At 56.3% G+C, this 15080-nt stretch carries 13 protein-coding genes and 5 pseudogenes; 7 read left to right on the top strand and 11 right to left on the bottom strand.

Features of this window, described 5'->3' with window-relative positions; all coding sequences use genetic code 11:
- Window positions 1-305 precede the first annotated feature (305 nt).
- The 6 genes and pseudogenes from CU102_RS30635 to CU102_RS24965 form a co-directional block, all read right to left on the bottom strand.
- Window positions 306-563, bottom strand: coding sequence for a hypothetical protein (locus CU102_RS30635; protein ID WP_106713786.1), 258 nt, complete (start codon window positions 561-563; stop codon window positions 306-308).
- Between the two features lie 242 nt (window positions 564-805).
- Window positions 806-1061 (bottom strand): annotated as a pseudogene (locus CU102_RS24985) (transposase); the annotation flags it as partial.
- A 68-nt stretch (window positions 1062-1129) separates the two neighbouring features.
- On the bottom strand, window positions 1130-1360 hold the full coding sequence (locus CU102_RS30630) for a DUF1127 domain-containing protein (protein WP_106713785.1): 231 nt from the start codon (window positions 1358-1360) through the stop codon (window positions 1130-1132).
- Window positions 1361-1784: 424 nt separating this feature from the next.
- A pseudogene (locus CU102_RS30625) lies at window positions 1785-2093 on the bottom strand (transposase family protein); the annotation flags it as partial.
- 169 nt (window positions 2094-2262) lie between these two features.
- Window positions 2263-2556, bottom strand: a complete 294-nt coding sequence (locus CU102_RS24970) for a DUF6958 family protein (protein WP_106713784.1) — start codon at window positions 2554-2556, stop codon at window positions 2263-2265.
- Window positions 2549-3040 carry a GFA family protein gene (locus CU102_RS24965; RefSeq protein ID WP_245425534.1) on the bottom strand — a complete coding sequence of 164 codons (492 nt, stop codon included), beginning with the start codon at window positions 3038-3040 and terminating at the stop codon, window positions 2549-2551. Before CU102_RS24965 ends, CU102_RS24970 begins: the two co-directional genes overlap by 8 nt.
- A 118-nt stretch (window positions 3041-3158) precedes the next feature.
- On the opposite strand from CU102_RS24965, the gene CU102_RS24960 reads away from it, so the two are divergent.
- The 3 genes from CU102_RS24960 (at window position 3159) to CU102_RS24945 (ending at window position 5829) form a co-directional block, all read left to right on the top strand.
- Window positions 3159-3797 (top strand): TetR/AcrR family transcriptional regulator, encoded by a 639-nt coding sequence (locus CU102_RS24960; RefSeq protein WP_106713783.1) that lies wholly within the window; start codon window positions 3159-3161, stop codon window positions 3795-3797.
- 325 nt (window positions 3798-4122) lie between these two features.
- Window positions 4123-4650: a hypothetical protein gene (locus CU102_RS24950; protein ID WP_133624787.1), complete on the top strand. Its 528-nt coding sequence runs from the start codon at window positions 4123-4125 to the stop codon at window positions 4648-4650.
- 414 nt (window positions 4651-5064) lie between these two features.
- Complete coding sequence (locus CU102_RS24945; protein WP_106713780.1) at window positions 5065-5829, top strand: SDR family oxidoreductase; 765 nt, start codon at window positions 5065-5067, stop codon at window positions 5827-5829.
- 408 nt (window positions 5830-6237) lie between these two features.
- Here the strand turns inward: CU102_RS24945 and CU102_RS24940 are convergent, their stop codons facing one another.
- Both CU102_RS24940 and CU102_RS24935 read right to left on the bottom strand, forming a co-directional pair.
- The gene (locus tag CU102_RS24940; protein WP_106713779.1) at window positions 6238-6936 is read right to left on the bottom strand and encodes an IS6 family transposase; all 699 of its coding nucleotides are present in this window, start codon (window positions 6934-6936) and stop codon (window positions 6238-6240) included.
- A 68-nt stretch (window positions 6937-7004) separates the two neighbouring features.
- Window positions 7005-10337, bottom strand: a complete 3333-nt coding sequence (locus CU102_RS24935; RefSeq protein WP_106713778.1) for an AAA family ATPase — start codon at window positions 10335-10337, stop codon at window positions 7005-7007.
- A gap of 590 nt (window positions 10338-10927) precedes the next feature.
- Between CU102_RS24935 and CU102_RS24930 the strand changes: the two are divergent.
- From CU102_RS24930 to CU102_RS24915, 4 genes and pseudogenes are all read left to right on the top strand, one after another.
- Window positions 10928-11065, top strand: a pseudogene (locus CU102_RS24930) (transposase); the annotation flags it as partial.
- A gap of 537 nt (window positions 11066-11602) precedes the next feature.
- Window positions 11603-12268, top strand: a complete 666-nt coding sequence (locus CU102_RS24925) for a hypothetical protein (protein ID WP_106713777.1) — start codon at window positions 11603-11605, stop codon at window positions 12266-12268.
- A gap of 16 nt (window positions 12269-12284) precedes the next feature.
- Window positions 12285-12641: a hypothetical protein gene (locus CU102_RS24920; protein ID WP_106713776.1), complete on the top strand. Its 357-nt coding sequence runs from the start codon at window positions 12285-12287 to the stop codon at window positions 12639-12641.
- Between the two features lie 39 nt (window positions 12642-12680).
- A pseudogene (locus tag CU102_RS24915) lies at window positions 12681-13394 on the top strand (IS6 family transposase).
- Between the two features lie 318 nt (window positions 13395-13712).
- Here CU102_RS24915 and CU102_RS24910 read toward each other — a convergent pair.
- From CU102_RS24910 to CU102_RS24900, 3 genes and pseudogenes are all read right to left on the bottom strand, one after another.
- Window positions 13713-14096, bottom strand: coding sequence for a type II toxin-antitoxin system VapC family toxin (locus tag CU102_RS24910; protein WP_106713775.1), 384 nt, complete (start codon window positions 14094-14096; stop codon window positions 13713-13715).
- A complete protein-coding gene (locus CU102_RS24905) occupies window positions 14093-14293 on the bottom strand; it encodes a type II toxin-antitoxin system VapB family antitoxin (protein ID WP_106667672.1) in 201 nt (66 codons plus the stop codon). The genes CU102_RS24910 and CU102_RS24905 overlap by 4 nt, the downstream gene beginning before the upstream one ends.
- A 522-nt stretch (window positions 14294-14815) precedes the next feature.
- A pseudogene (locus CU102_RS24900) lies at window positions 14816-15080 on the bottom strand (FAD-dependent oxidoreductase); the annotation flags it as partial.

Here is a 15080-nt window from a genome sequence, read left to right as displayed (position 1 = left end):
CCCGCCTTTTCAAGCGTCCGCTTTACCAGCGCAACGTTCCCGGCGGAACTGCGGTCAGGGCCGATTGCGTCTCTTCCATTCGTCGGATCGTTGTCAGCGACAGGCCCGTTTTTTCCACGAGATCACTCTGTGACCAATTTAGCAGCGCACGCGCCTTTGGCGAAACTGGATAGCGGCACACAGAAAGTTGAGCGGCTTTTGCGAAAATTATCCAGTTAATTTCGGAAGGTAACTCTATTCGGCGGCGAATGCCGGTGGCGGGCGGAGGTTCGGATCCCGTCAAGGCGGCCAAGTCTCTCGGTATCTCAAATAGTCGATTTAATTGGAAACATGTCTTCCCCATAGTGGTGAAGGCGGGTGTGATGTCGCCGGCATAGCCAACGGACTTGCAGCGGCTCCTCGTATCGATCGTGATGTGCGTCGACAGCTTCAATGCCGCAGACTTCGCAGGCATGTCGTTCCAACTGTCCAGCTTTCAGCGCTCTTTGCACCGCCAAATGGGCATCGTATTTTTTCGGGTTCGCGCGACGCCAATCTGCCTGCCTTGTGTCACTCTCGATCATTACAATGGGTCCCTGTCACGTGCGTCGAGTTTGGCAACGAAGGCAAAATATAACATCAAACCCCTTCGCAAGGCTAACCTAAGTTCATGACAAATGCCCTCTTATCGGCATTTCAAAGGAACGTTGTCCGCGTCTTTTTGGCCGACGACGTTCCCGATATGTGCTCCGAAAGTTGCATAATGCCTTGTGTGGAACCTCAAATGGTCCGCCGCGTCGTATTGGTTGAAAGGTGACCCGCCGGTCGGTTCTATGGCGATGTTGAGAGCATCCTTGAGGTTTTCGGCTTCCATGGTTTTCTTGCACAGAAGCCGCTGCAGTTCGCGGACCTGATTCTACAAGATCGATATTGCCGTCAAGGCACCTTGGGCAGCAAGCTTGCGCCAACCGAACAACACCCCGGCGACGGGCAACGAGACAGGCGGTTACGCCAGGCTCGTCGGTTTCCTGGACCATTTCCAGCTTCTCGGCTGTCGTCCAGCGCCGGCGCCGTTCCGGCAATAATGGATATACGGTTGGTCAGAATGACAACCGGGCATTCTCTCCCCCGGCGGCTAAGCCGCCGAGGCCTAGATGAACCTCCGGATTTCCCAACCGGGGGAGAATGTGACTTCTACCTCCTCACTGTCCGGAACGCCGATATCGCGGCGCATGCGATTCGATAGGTGGGAGATCTGGTTCTTCGTTTGACGACGCCTCAAGACTGCCAGAAGCAACGCTCGCGCAGTGTTCCAAACGCCGAACTTTTGGCATAGTTCATCCACCGTTGCCGCAAGGGAATCAAATTGTGCTTCACGCATGACTTTCTATCCCGGCGCACCCACTCTGCCAGGTCCTCTCGAAGGTTAAAAAGACGTGCGGATGCGAACGCGGGAATCCGAAAAGTCGCTCCGTCAGCCGGTCACGTCAGGTCAAATGGGAAAATGCCAAACGGCAGAAATCGGGGCTTAGACGCCCTGGCGTCGACATAGGGCTCGGCTAGATGTGCGACGCATCGACGCTACGCCAGCCGTTCCGCCAGAGAGGCGCACAAATACGATAATGGATTTCATTTCACGCCTCCCTGATCTGATTTACGAGTGACGTCACCCTACACCAGACTGGCTGATCGGCAAGTACACGATTTCGGATTGTAGAAATCACAGAGGATTCGTTGCAGGAGAGCAACACCATTCTACTGAACGTGTTCGTCGCGGAGGAGGCGCGCTAGCGGACAATCACATGGGAGTACTTCGGGAGGCCAACGATCCCTGCGACCCTCCTCGTCCGGCGCGCATAAGGTGGAGCAATCGTCGCAGTTGGTCGTTGAACGTCTGACATTCACATGCTTCATTCGTACACCGCCAGCGACTAAACCGAAGCTTCACTGTTACGGTCTTGCCCTGTGCCGGCAGATCTTGAAGGCGTCGGTGTGACCGGCCGTGCCAGTTTCGACTCCGCCGTCTGCATTCTGGGGCAAACGCCGAATGCTGGTCCGGCAGCGGAAACCACCCAACTGTCATCATCAGTGAGGGCGACCCCCAGAACTCTGATCCCTGAGCCGGGTGACCATTTCGTTTTCCGTTCGCATTGCCGCCTATAGCGGCATCATCGCTAACGGCCAGTGAACCACACAAATTGAGGCGCGACAGACAGCGCCAACTCTCTCCTTAGGGGCAAGCGGCTGCTGGTCCTGCTGGAGGCGATCAGGACAATGTGTATCCTATTGCTTTCGATGCAGGCGAAGCGGCTTGGTTGCTTCCCGTTCGATGCTGCCTTTCGCCTCCAGATCAAGCTGGGCTGCCTTGAGCCACCAGCCGGCCTTCGCGCCGGCCGGAAAGAGGTCCTGCGGCAACAAGGGCAGCACCTTTTGCTTGGCCTCTGCAACGGTTAGACCAGGCGCGGCGGGAGGCAAGACCGCCAGCAACGCGCCCCGCATGGCGTCGTACTTGGCTTTGTCGACGCGCACGACCCGGCCAGGCGATACCACGTTCTCGATCTCAATCCTTTCAGACATTGATCGTTCCGTTTGCGTAATCGATTCCGGGGGTTCGAAATCCCATCGCCGCCCAGGACGCGAGAAGCCGCCACATGAAACGGCCGGAATGCGCCCGCATTTCAAGAGGCGGTTGATCGTCTGCGGGAATACGCGCCTTGTAGAGGGTCAACCAGTGGCCCTTCGTGAAGTCGAGGAACATGGCGGAGTTACAGCAGGTCGCCACGACGCGCCGGGTCCTGGAGACGGGTGCAAGCCGATGCTCGGCCAGGAGATCCTGGCCACGTATGCAGCGTACCCGGTCCTTGCGGAAAAGAACGACGCTTGTCCCGCCATCGGCTTCCATGAGCCGCGGTGCCCCGGGAAGCGCCTCGAGTCGCCGGCCTGCGTTCTGACAGCTTGCGCAATAACAGGCGGCGCTGACGATAGGCCTGCCCACAGCTTCCAATGCGACTTGTCCGCACACGCAGGTCACAGGCCAGCATTTCCCCTGAAATCCGTTCACGATTATCTCCATCCGAGCATCCAAAAACTAGACTGTACCGTCTAGTTTGATTTGTCAATGGTTCCGGCTTATCCTGCGGTTAGAACCGTGGACGGATACCGGAGGGCGTGAGGCGGCGATGATCAGTGGTGTAAAGACGCGCGTCGAGCGCACGCAGGGTTCGATTATCTCGGCAGCAGCCGACCTGTTCCTTAAGCACGGCTTTCTAGGCACAAACATGGACGAGATCGCTGCTACCGCCAAAGTGTCGAAGCAGACTGTCTACGCGCATTTTCAAGGCAAGGAGGCGCTGTTCCTCGAAATTGTGCGAGGAATGACAGGGGAGGCCGGGGACGAATTGCAGGAGCAGGTCGCTGATCCCGAACCCGATCTGCCGATCGAACATTTTCTTCTCGATTTCGCCGACCGGCAATTGTCCATCGTCATGACACCCCGGCTGATGCAGTTGCGGCGGCTGGTGATTGGTGAGGCGGAACGCTTTCCTGAACTGGGCAAGGCGCTGCACGAGCGTGGACCTGGCCGGTCGATCGGCCGGCTCGCAAAGGCATTCGCCCGCTATCAGGAGCGTGGCCAGATCAAGGCACATGATGTGCATGCTGCTGCGTCATTTTTTAACTGGCTTGTTATGGGTGCGCCGGTCAACGACGCAATGCTGCTGGGCAATGGCGCAATTCCGCAGCCGGACGCATTGCAGGCCCATGCCAGGGAAGCGGTACGTATTTTCCTCGCCGCCTACTGCATCGACGATTCGGCTTGAGAGAAGAAGGCCGAGGCGTATTTCAATGTACTACCTGAACTGACGCCGCTTTATAACCACTTCACGCCTGCTCCTTGGCTTCTGGTGAATCCAAACACACTGGCCGGCGGTTCTGAGCCTGTCTTGAAGACGCTCGAACGTGCTGAGGTTCTTTTCGGTTCTCTGAACTCGCTTAAGGCAAATTGAGGTTGTTAGCTCAGTCTGTCGATGTCGGTCGCCACCTGTGGGCATGCTCGCGATCAAGCGGTGTTGCCCGTCGTAGCCGCCGAAATGATCAACATAGATTGGCTACCTCGCGGCCCAGCACGAGGGGAGGACAAGGAACATGAAGAAGCCGTCGGCGGTGGTCAGCAAGAGTGTCAGGTTCCCCTCCAAGGTCTCCGTATCATGTTGGATCGACTTGCTTGGCTACGGTGAAATGATTTCCGCTTCCGGGTTCAATCCACTGCACCCCGATGCTCGCGAAGCCCTCGCTCGCATCAGAACGTTTCATCATATTGTGGCCGAGCACAGCGCCAAATACTTTCCGACATTGGTACTGAACGATGGAGCGGTCGCGTACCGTGATCTCTCGCTGAGAGCACGCTCGCCTACCCACGATTTCCTCGTGCGCGCGTGGCAAATGTTCGAAGCCGTCCGGAGCGAGGGGATAAAGAATGGCCATCCAGGCCCGCGCATGGTCTTGGCCTGCGGGTTCCGAATGCTGGGGCGTCGCGCCGGCCTCGACGCGTCTCGTGATCACTTCAAATCGATCGTGGATCGGTTGCAGAGCGGAAAAATCAGTGCCCAGAAGGCAGTGCGCCAGGCAGCTTCAATGAGGCCTCGCTTTGCAGATTTCTGGCTTAGGATTTGAAATTGGACATCAGCATGTGGGGAGGAGCCGTCACCTTGTTTTTGGTTTAATGAATTGTCGATATCGATCATTGGCATCGCCTTTGCTGTCGATCCAGCGAGCGTCAATCTCTTCGATCCAGAGACACAGCTAAGGCTACAGTGTTGATTTTCATCAGTTTTCTATGGCGTTGGCGGTAGGGTCTGGGGCTCGATCCATCAAAAGCTTGGAATTCGCCGCCCCCTAGCGGGATTCGCGACATAGCACGATCACGGACCAGGCATTCCGCTACTTGAGAATCGACCCAACCAAGGCAATCATCGTGGCTCCTGACAAGAGATTTGATGGACTGGTTCAAATGCCGTTGAGCTGCAAAGTTTTGCGTCCAGACTGGCAGAGACAATATTCGGCCAGCAACTATCGAAGGAGTGAAAAATGAAACTATTCGATCTGCATGGTGAAGTGGCCATCGTCACTGGCGCGGGCAGTGGCATTGGGCAGGCCATAGCAATTGGGATAGCTGAGGCTGGAGCTGATGTCGCCTGTTTTGGCCATCGCTCAAACGGTGGTTTGGACCAGACCGCAGAGAAGATTCGTGCTCTGGGCCGCAAGACCTTGACGTTCGAAGGTACCGTAATCTCAGCGAAGGACCTTTCTGGGGCGATCGAACGAATTGAGAAACAGCTTGGCCCGTTGACCATTGCTGTTAACAACGCAGGCATCGGCGCTGGCGGCGAAGCCGAGACACTGGAGCTGAAGAGCTGGCAGCGGGTCTATGACGTTAACGTTACGGGCGTTTTCCTGTCTTGCCAGGCTCAAGCACGCGTAATGCTGCCCCGTAGGAAGGGGTCAATTATCAACGTCGCTTCCATATCTGGCTCGATCGTCAACCGCGACCTGAAGCAGGCAGATTATAATTCGTCCAAGGCCGCTGTCATTCATCTCTCCAAGAGTCTGGCGATGGAGTGGATTGGCCGTGGTGTTCGGGTCAACTCGATTAGTCCTGGATACACACTAACACCCATGAATCGTCGGCCTGAAGTTGCCGACCAGGTGGAGATATTCGCACGGGACACGCCGATGGGTCGCTTGGCGACGCCTGAGGAAATGATCGGTCCCGCCGTATTCCTTTCGAGCCGCGCTTCGTCGTTCGTCACGGGCATCGACCTTGTCGTCGATGGTGGATTCATCTGCTGGTAGCGGTTGGTAGGATGAGGGATTTGCCAATCCCTCGGCCTGACACCGCAGTCTACCGCACTGCGCACAGTGCAGGGATTTGCCCTCCACCACGATTTTCACGCGGCGGATGCAGATGGTGCGGTCTCCAGTTCGAACGTCCGGGTAGAACCGTGTAATCTTGGCTGCATGGTCGGTTTCTCCATCACGCTGGATGTGCATTGTTCTGAGAAAAGGCTTGACTTATGTTTTAAATGATAAAAAACAACAACGAATGGGTGCTCTGCCGCTCGAGACGAACCATGACGAAGTTCGTCGGATCAATGAATGAAGGGCAGGGAGACAACGTCCCATGAATCGCCGGAGAATTGGAAACGGTTCTGTCGCAAATTCTGGTTTTAGACGTGATGCGATTGGTTTTGCAGTCAGTGGTCAAGCTGCCAACATGTCGAATTGCTCGGCCAGTGATGGATTTGGATTGAAGGCAAACCTCGCCTGTCGCTTACGCATCATGTGAACCAGTTCAATTCCGGACAGTATGATGTTAGCGGCGATTATGGATTTGAAGCCAAGCATCAGTCGGACACGGCGCTTGATCCGTCGGTGATCCTGTTCAATCCGGTTATTCAAATATGGACTTTTCCTGATCGTGATCGTCTTCAGTTTGCGCCGGGAGCGATCCTGCAGGCGATTTGTCGTGTCGCAGGAAACGATAGCTTCCCGGTTGGTCTGACAGCCGTCGATGACGACACGATCTGGTCGCCCATGGCGCGTTAGCGCTTTCCTGAAGAACTGCTTCGCGGCCGGCAGATCGCGATGTTCGCTGAACCAGAACTCTACCGTGTCGCCAACACTATCGATGGCGCGGTAGAGATACGTCCAACGACCGCGGGCTTTGACGTAAGTTTCATCCACATGCCATTTCCTGGTCACAGCACGCTTGCGCCTGTTGAACCGCTCAAGCAGTTGGGGCGAGAAGTGGGTCACCCAGCGATGCACCGTCGAATGATCAACGCTAATACCGCGTTCCGCCATCATTTCTTCCAAATCGCGAAGGCTTAACCCGTATGCCAGATACCACCGCACGCACAGCAGGATCACAGAGCGATCAAAATGGCGGCCCTTGAACATGTCGTGCCTCCGGAAATGATGGAGAGCACATACCTCCAATCAGGTTATAAAACAGTTTGCGACAGAACTTATCGAAGTTGGTCGAGCAACTCCCTGGCATCGACGAGATCACGCGTATCAAAGCCCTCGGTGAACCAGGCGTAGACAGGGGCGAGCAGGTCGTAGGCTTTCCGCCGGTCCCCGCGGTGAACCCACAGGCGAGCAAGTGAGGTCGATGCGCGCAGATCGAGGGATGCGGCGTGCTGTTCCTGAGCGACCTTAATGGCGCGGAGATAATGTGCTTCGCTTCGCTCGAGGTCGAGTGCAGCGGAGTGGATCAGGAGATTTCCAGCAATCCGGTGAAGTTCCGACTCCCAGAGGCGCGCGCCGGTGGCCGCCACCTCTTCTATCGCTGGCTTCAGAGCATTCAGGCCGGCTTCTGCCTCGCCGGCAAGTCCGCAGACGCTGGCGAAAAGGCACACGTAAAAGCCCTTCGCCTCCACGTCTTCGTCGGCTGCCAGCGCCTCCTGGATCACGGTCATGCCCGCCCGAGCTTGCTGTTCGCTCTGAAGCGCAGAGATGTAGGCCATTTGCAGGTTGGCATCGGGTATCCAGCGGGGCATCCCGTCATGCGCGATCTGCGACATCGCCTCGATCTTTTCCCGAGCCGCGGCGGCATCGTGGCGAAAGCAGTGAAGAACGAACGCAAGCGAAAGGGCCTGCATTACGCTCGGGGGGTGGGCCAGTTTGCGGGCCAGGGTCACGGCTTCTTCCGCCCGGGCCAGCGCCCGGTCCGGAAAGCCGAGCATCCACAGGCTTACCCCCTCGTGGGCAGTGGCGCACACCGCAGAGTCGTGACCGCTGTATATGAAGGCGTGAGAGAAATGCTCAGGTCGGTAGAGAGCGAAACCCTGTGCGGTGTGCTCGCATACTGACCGCCACTCGCCGAGGCAGTAATGTGTCGTCCATTGCGCGTGATGGGCCTCCAGCAGCAGGGACTGGTCCCCCGAGCGCCGGGCGATCGTGACGAGCTGGTCGGCGAGGTCACGCGCCGTGCGCATCTGTCCCCGGGCGCGATAGCCGGTCCACAGGCCACGCAGGGCGGGGAACAGTCGGGATGTCTCGCCGCCGTGTCTGTTGCACAGCGCGTGTGCCCGTGTGTAGGCCGCCATGACCTCGGCTGACCTATGGCCCTTGGCGGCGAGCTGTGGAATGCCAAGTGCAAGCTGGAGGTCGATCTCGCGGTTGTCGCGGGCGGCAGTCTCGGGAAGGGTCGCGAGAAGATCGAGGCCCCTGGAGAGGTGGGCGATGGCTTCGGCGTTAGCCGACCGATAATTGGCGCGCAAGCCTGCCTTGTGCCAGTAGGACACGGCGTCATCGAGCAGTCCGCCCTCGGTCGCATGATGGGCAAGCACCTCCGGCTCCGCCTCCGCTCGGTCGGGAAAGCGCTCGCGGAGGACCGTGGCGATCCGGCAGTGGAGTTGCTGGCGTCGGCTCTTCAGCAGCGACTCGTAGGCGGCATCCCGCACCAGCGCATGCTTGAAAGTGTAGATTGCATCCGGGGGCGTGTCCCGGCAAAACGCGAGTTCGGCGCGGACGAGTTCATCCAGAGCGGTCCTGAGCTTCGGCTCGTCCATCTGCGCGGTCGCGGCGAGCAACTCGTAGCTGAACTCGCGGCCTATGACAGCGCCGATCTGCGCTATCTCCTTAACCGGCATCAACCGATCGAGGCGAGCCAGGAGCGAATCCTGCAGCGTCGAGGGGATGGCAAGCGGCGGCAGCAAGCCGGTGAGCTCGTAGCGCTCGCCGGTTTCGCGTAGCAGTCCCGATTCGAGCACCGCCTTTGTGAGCTCCTCGACGAATAGCGGCACGCCTTCGGTCTTGGCGAGAATCTGCGCTTGCACGTCGGCTGGCAGCGGCCGCCCGCTGGAGAGATGGTCGATCAACACAGCGCTTTCGCTCCGCCCGAGACGTTTTAGCGTCAACAGCGTCACATGCGGTCGGTCGGTCCAGCGGCGCGCGAACTCAGGCCGGAAGGTAACAACCAGCAGCACCGGCAGCCGCTCGATCCGATCAACGACGCGATCGAACAGCTCGAGGCTCGTGGGATCGAACCAGTGAGCATCCTCGGCCGTCATGAGCACCGGCCGCTTTACCGCGAGGCCCTCAAGTTGGGCGAGAAGCGCTTGAAACGTCTTCGCCTTTTTCTGTTCCGGTGCATCCTCGCGGGCTGGGTAATGACCTGCTGTCGGGATCGCCAAATGTTCAGCGATCAAGGGGATCGCCGATTTCGGGTCAGTCACAGCCAAGACAAGCAGTGCCTGCAGCTTGGCCAACTTCACCTCGGGGGCATCGTGGTGCTCGATTCCGGCGGCCCGCCGCAGCTGGTCCAGCACCGGGAACAGCGCACTGTTCGTGTGATAGGGCGAGCCGTGATAGCGCAGAGACACGCATTCCTCGCCGCGGAGCCGCCCGCGCAGGGCGACCGCGATGCGCGACTTGCCGATGCCCGGCTCACCCGAGATCAGCGCTACCTGACCTCTGCCATCCTTGGCCCGCCGCCAGCATTCGAGGAGGACGGCCAGTTCCTGATCGCGGCCGACGAGCGACGCGAGCCGCATCCCGTGCAGCGCCTCGAAGCGGCCCTCGGCTTGGCTCTCGCCAACGACCAGCCACGCCTGCACCGGCGTGGCGAAACCCTTCAGGTCGTGATGGCCGAGATCGACCAGCTCGAAAAGTTCGCCAAGCAGCCGCCGTGTCGGGGCGGCCACGACCACACTGCCCACCTCGGCCAGGGATTGCAGTCGTGCCGCCAGGTTCGGCGTTTCGCCGACCACGGCCGCCTCCTGCGCCGCGCCCTCGCCGACAAGATCGCCCACCACCACTAAGCCTGTTGCGATGCCCACCCGCGCGCCCAACGCCTCGTTCGCTGGCGTCACCAGCTTGGCGACCGCTGCCGCAATGGCGAGCCCGGCCCGCACCGCCCGCTCGGCCTCGTCCTCGTGCGCCCGCGGCCAGCCGAAATAAGCCAGCACTCCGTCTCCCATGAACTTCGCGACGTGGCCATCCACACGCGTGATTTCCTCGGCCACCGCGTTCTGATACTTCCGGATCACCTCCGCCATCTCTTCCGGGTCCAATTGTCCTGACAATGCGGTGGATCCGACGAGATCAACAAACATCACCGTTAGTTGGCGACGTTCGGCTTCCGGGCGGGGCGTTGAACCGGCCGCTGGCATGTCAGACTTGCCGAGCTCCGCAATCGCGGCCAACACGAGCTTCCTCGGGCCCATTGGGAGGCCCAGCACTTTAAGGTCCGCATCCGACAGATGCGGGAGCACCTCGGGAGTGATCTCGTTTTTAGCAAAGGTCGTGGCATATTTGGCGAGCCCAAGGCCCGAGAGCCACGCGGCAATGTCCATGCCATCCTCCGTGTAGTAGTCCGAGGCAGTTTAACACCCTGCGGGCGCACTGAAAAACCCCTCCAGGGCGCTCGCTGCTCGAGGCATTGCCGAGATACTGTATTTCCGCTTCTAAGAAGAGTTTCGGATTTAGGCTCGTCGCCAACGCTCACACAGCCGAGATGGAAAGCCGCGGGACTGAGTATGTTTTTCGGGTGTATGGGGATTTGACGCATCGCGTCGTCCGACTGGGCCGCGGCGATGCGTCTGGCGGAGGAAAGGATCTCCTGCAGAGAAGCCTCCCGCGTGAGCGGGTTCGTAATGGTCCGTTTTGAACGTTGTTGAAGTCCCGACGAACGTCCGCATGTGGCGGCGTGTAGCGGACATTCGCCAAAGTCCGTTTAGCGCCCGCGCTTTAGAATCACAGAAAATGGAACGGTGACGAAAGATCGGTTTTCACACCCATGCGGGCTCTGGGATATCGGGCTCCATGTTCTCGTTCTGTGCTTCGAAAATCGCATAACGTCTCTTTTGGAACACATCAGAAACATACCACACTCAGCGGGTCGTAAGCGTGGCGTCATGACCGCGGCGTCCAGTTCCAGGGGAGCATGTATGAACTGCCTTCCCGTTTCAGCGACGAGCAGATCATCGGTATTTTGAAGGAGCATCAGGTCGGATTATCGGCTGCTGACCTTTGCAGGAAATACGGTGTCAGCAACGTGACATTCTACATCTATGTGGTAAAGGCCCACGAAAGTACCATCCAGCTAATCGATACCGAAATTGGCGCGCACTTTGAAATCAGGTTGCTGGTTGCCGGTACTTCTCCGCAATCCGATTACAGAAAAAGTTAGATGCTCATCACAAAATTTCAGTACTAAAGACGTGCATGATTGTTCATACAATGAAGTACCGTGCAAAATTCTAAGATGGTTTTGATGAAATAAACCTCCTATATGAGTTCCGCTTGGTAGCAATATTTACAGCGCCCATCACTGTCGTCGAGCATAATCATCTATTTTACAAATAGGCGTAAAGTTATACTATTGAGAGCAAAAATAATATGATAGAAAAATATATTGTATGAGGGTATTGACAGTATTTAATCAGATTGGCTAAGTAAATCTGGCTTGGCAAGGCGATCGTCAACTGGGCCGACCGATCAAACATGTTTGGAGCAGTGGCCCTTAAGAGAAAACAAGCAAATGCCGATGTGCATTGCACAACAACCACACTCGTGAAATAACTTGCGTAAGTTCGTTCAATAATACGGAAATTTCTAATTGATACAAAGCCAGATCCAGGAGTTTTCTTCTATATTGCGCTACACTTATAGAGGAAATAGTAGAATCGAAGCGAGAAGCTTTCTTTTTCTTTCTGTATTTGTGGTGTTTATATTGCCTTATAGCATTCTCAATTTATTTTCATTTAAGGACTTGTTTTGCCTTTTATCGCAAAGAAGTTGCTATGATTTTGCCTATCTAAAGAGTATTGATTATGAACAGTTTGCAAATGCTTATTTTGGTGGCCTATTCATTCAGATTGGCGCCGCCATCGGTTGCACTATATATTTAGCATATTTGTACATTTCTTGCCCAAACAAAGTCTTTGTTACAGACAAGGCTCATATATATGTTGTATATTCGATAGTATTTGTAGTTGTCCTGTTTGCTTTTGGTAGATTTAGCTTAACTATTACAGATTTTGACAGTTTAAACCCCACAGCATCCTGGTTCCAAGATAATCCCCTAAGGCACGGCAGACTTGTCCCGCAGCCCGCGAGTAAAACTGTCTTCTTATTTACCGGTCTCACAACTATTGTTCTCGCGGGATGTGTCCTGGGAATCATTAAAATGATAGCGCCGATGGCATTTGGAATCCGCATCAAATTCAACGATATCCAACAGGAATTAGACCTCCATGGTAACCACGATTCGATCCAGCGCTGAGGCGAGTAACTCGTTTATGGCGGATGTTGCGGAATGGAGTACTTCTGCATACCACGAGTTCATCTCTAGGCTGCCTGCGATCAAGTATGATGCAAGACTTGTAAGTCTCATCGGCAAACATTCGTTTGTCACGATGGGCGCCTTCGAAATTGACGACTACGCCAGTGCGATAAATAAGCAAGGTGGCACCTGGAAGGATGTCGCGGTCGAGGTTGTAGGCACGTTTGGGGGTGTAACGGGAGGCTTTTTGGGTGCTGCGCTCGGAGCCGCTCTCGGACTACCACTCGGCGGCGTAATCTCACCTGCATTCGCGGCAGGAGGAACTGCACTATTGGGCACTCTTGGCGAAACATGGTCCGAGAAGGCACGGTAAAGTTAACAGACACGAGAGGGATTTTTGAGATGAGTGGGCATGGCCCAAATTCATCATGATCCGCTCTATCGCCGCCACCGTTTCCCCGGAGAGGTCATCGCGCATGCGGTCTGGCTCTATTATCGCTTCCCATTGAGCCTTCGGATGGTGGAAGATCTGCTTTTTGCCCGCGGCATTATCGTCTCCCATCAGACGATCCGGACCTGGGCGGAAAAGTTCGGTCGGAATTTCGCCAATCGAATTCGCCGCAGGTCAGGCCGCTTCGGCGACAAATGGCATCTCGATGAAGTCGTCGTCAGCATCGCCGGCAAAAAGCAATGGCTCTGGCGTGCGGTGGATCAGGACGGCTTCGTCCTCGACGTTCTGGTATAAAGCCGCCGAAATGCAAAGGCGGTAAGGCGCCTGATGCGAAAACTGCTGCAGAAGCAGGGCTGTTCGCCACGTGTGATGATCACCGACAAGCTGCGCTCCTATGCCGCCGCAAAACGGCAGATCATGCCGAGTGTTGAGCATCGCCAGCACAAGGGACTGAATAACCGGGCAGAGAATTCGCATCAGCCGATCCGAAGGCGGGAGAGGACTATGAAGCGCTTCAAGTCGGCACGACAGCTTCAACGCTTCGTCTCCATTCACGATCCGATCGCCAACCTGTTCCACTTTCCCCGCAACGACATTTCATCCACCGAGCATCGCGATCTGCGCAACCAGGCGATGAATGTCTGGCGTGAGCTCGCAGGCGTCAACGCCCCCTAAAACCAGAACCAAAGCCATAAATGTTTCTTCCCTCGCAGTGACATCAAAATCGGGCTTTTAACTTTACGATGCCGGCCAGCGACTTAATCGGCGCGGACGTGATTAGGTTAACCTACATTCCTGCCTGATCACGCACTCGCCCAACGGATCGCGCCGATGCAGCAGGTCCGCTTTGAGGTCGGTAGCTGAGCGACAGCTATTCAATGGAAGCGACCCTAAGCTGTCAGTCCGCCTTCGGCCCCAAATCGGTCATTCCAATCACGCCGGGCTGACGTCTGCTACTGGGGCGTTTGAAATAAGGGCTTTGGTTTGGCAATTTTAGTTGGGACGATTCACGGGTAGGTGCAGTGAAGCGCCTGCCTTTTCGGCCGCTGCTCTTAGGCGCTTGTCTCTGGTCCATAAGGTCGCTCGCTGGTCAAGAAGGACGGATGCCAGCAAGTGAGCATCGGTGTAGCCAATGCCGATGCTGAAAAGACTGTGGCGATCGATCATTGTCATGACTTCGTCGTGCGTGGCGACGACCGCCGCGCGCTGCGCCGCCAGAAAAGCGATCACGCTGCCGCGATCCCTAAGGCTGCCAAGCGCCAGCTCACCGATCACGGCTGGGTGGCAAAGTAGGAGGTCGTCTTCAATAATCCTGCGCAGCTCCGCATCAACACGACGAAAATGATCAATCCAGATCGAGGTGTCCGCGAGTATCACTTGGCCGCTGCGCTCCGGCGGCGCGGAGCTGCCTCGGCATCGGGCATAGTTCCTCCGAGCGCGATGAGGCGCTTTCCGGACTCCACACGGACAAGCGTTTCCAACGCCTGGCGCACTAGGGCCGCAGTTTCATTTGTACCGGTCAAGAACCTAGCCTTCTCCATAAGCGTGTCGTCGAGGTTAATAGTCGATCGCATGATGTAGTTCCCTAATTGAAGCGCGGAAAATAGCACCATTTGGTGATAAAATCTATGCCGGTTGCAGCATTTCTATGCAGTGCGTTCACTGATGTGGCATCGAAATTTCTTACCCGGAGGGTCGAAGCTCAAGTGCTATTGACTATCTACATACTGGCCGATCTACCATCATAAATTGTGGGCTCACGGTTCGTATCCTTTCAAGGCGGTCATTGAAAATCACTTATCCCGATATGCTTTAAAGAGTGATTGTAGAATTCTAGGAACCAATCGGATTCGGTGGAAAATCCGCTATTATCGGCATTTTCAAACGAAGGGTTACTGATGCATTTTGAGATTGGATAAACTGCCTTCAAAAAGCGTGTTCGCGTTGCATTCGGCTAATGCGACGTCTGCAAGAAAAACTCGTTTAAACGACGTTTGGTTGCCAACGCGCCGCGCCAGTCCAAAATCCCTACTCGGAACGGTCGCAGTCTGATCGTTCTTGGATAGGTCGCGATGATCGTAGATTCCTCAGCGTGGTCACGCAGACGATTGTTCGCGCCACCAATCCTGTGCTTGCAGTTTCCAGTAGGTGAGTTGCGCAGCGGACAAGCCGCCAAGGCCTCCAGCCCACACAAGACCGAACGGCTTGAATAATTCATAGCGATCGGACTCCTGGAGGATCGCCTCAGCGATCACCTTACCGCCAATCGCTGTCGTGTTCAGTCCATGACCTCCAAATGCCGTGCAGTACCACACATCCGAGTGCAGTTGCCCAATCTGGGGCATGAGATGTCGTGCATAT

Source organism: Phyllobacterium brassicacearum (assembly GCF_003010955.1).
In the GTDB taxonomy this organism is placed as follows: Bacteria; Pseudomonadota; Alphaproteobacteria; order Rhizobiales; family Rhizobiaceae; genus Phyllobacterium; species Phyllobacterium brassicacearum.
Note: the sequence above shows the minus strand (reverse complement) of the source record. Positions and strands in the feature narration are given on the sequence as shown.

Excerpts from the sequence above, each read along its gene's own strand:
- CU102_RS30630 (WP_106713785.1), bottom strand. The coding sequence starts at position 1,360 with ATGCGTGAAGCACAATTTGATTCCCTTGCGGCAACGGTGGATGAACTA.
- CU102_RS30635 (WP_106713786.1), bottom strand. The coding sequence starts at position 563 with ATGATCGAGAGTGACACAAGGCAGGCAGATTGGCGTCGCGCGAACCCG.
- CU102_RS24935 (WP_106713778.1), bottom strand. The coding sequence starts at position 10,337 with ATGGACATTGCCGCGTGGCTCTCGGGCCTTGGGCTCGCCAAATATGCC.
- CU102_RS24905 (WP_106667672.1), bottom strand. The coding sequence starts at position 14,293 with ATGCGATCGACTATTAACCTCGACGACACGCTTATGGAGAAGGCTAGG.
- CU102_RS24920 (WP_106713776.1), top strand. The coding sequence starts at position 12,285 with ATGGCGGATGTTGCGGAATGGAGTACTTCTGCATACCACGAGTTCATC.
- CU102_RS24940 (WP_106713779.1), bottom strand. The coding sequence starts at position 6,936 with ATGTTCAAGGGCCGCCATTTTGATCGCTCTGTGATCCTGCTGTGCGTG.
- CU102_RS24960 (WP_106713783.1), top strand. The coding sequence starts at position 3,159 with ATGATCAGTGGTGTAAAGACGCGCGTCGAGCGCACGCAGGGTTCGATT.
- CU102_RS24970 (WP_106713784.1), bottom strand. The coding sequence starts at position 2,556 with ATGTCTGAAAGGATTGAGATCGAGAACGTGGTATCGCCTGGCCGGGTC.
- CU102_RS24950 (WP_133624787.1), top strand. The coding sequence starts at position 4,123 with ATGAAGAAGCCGTCGGCGGTGGTCAGCAAGAGTGTCAGGTTCCCCTCC.
- CU102_RS24945 (WP_106713780.1), top strand. The coding sequence starts at position 5,065 with ATGAAACTATTCGATCTGCATGGTGAAGTGGCCATCGTCACTGGCGCG.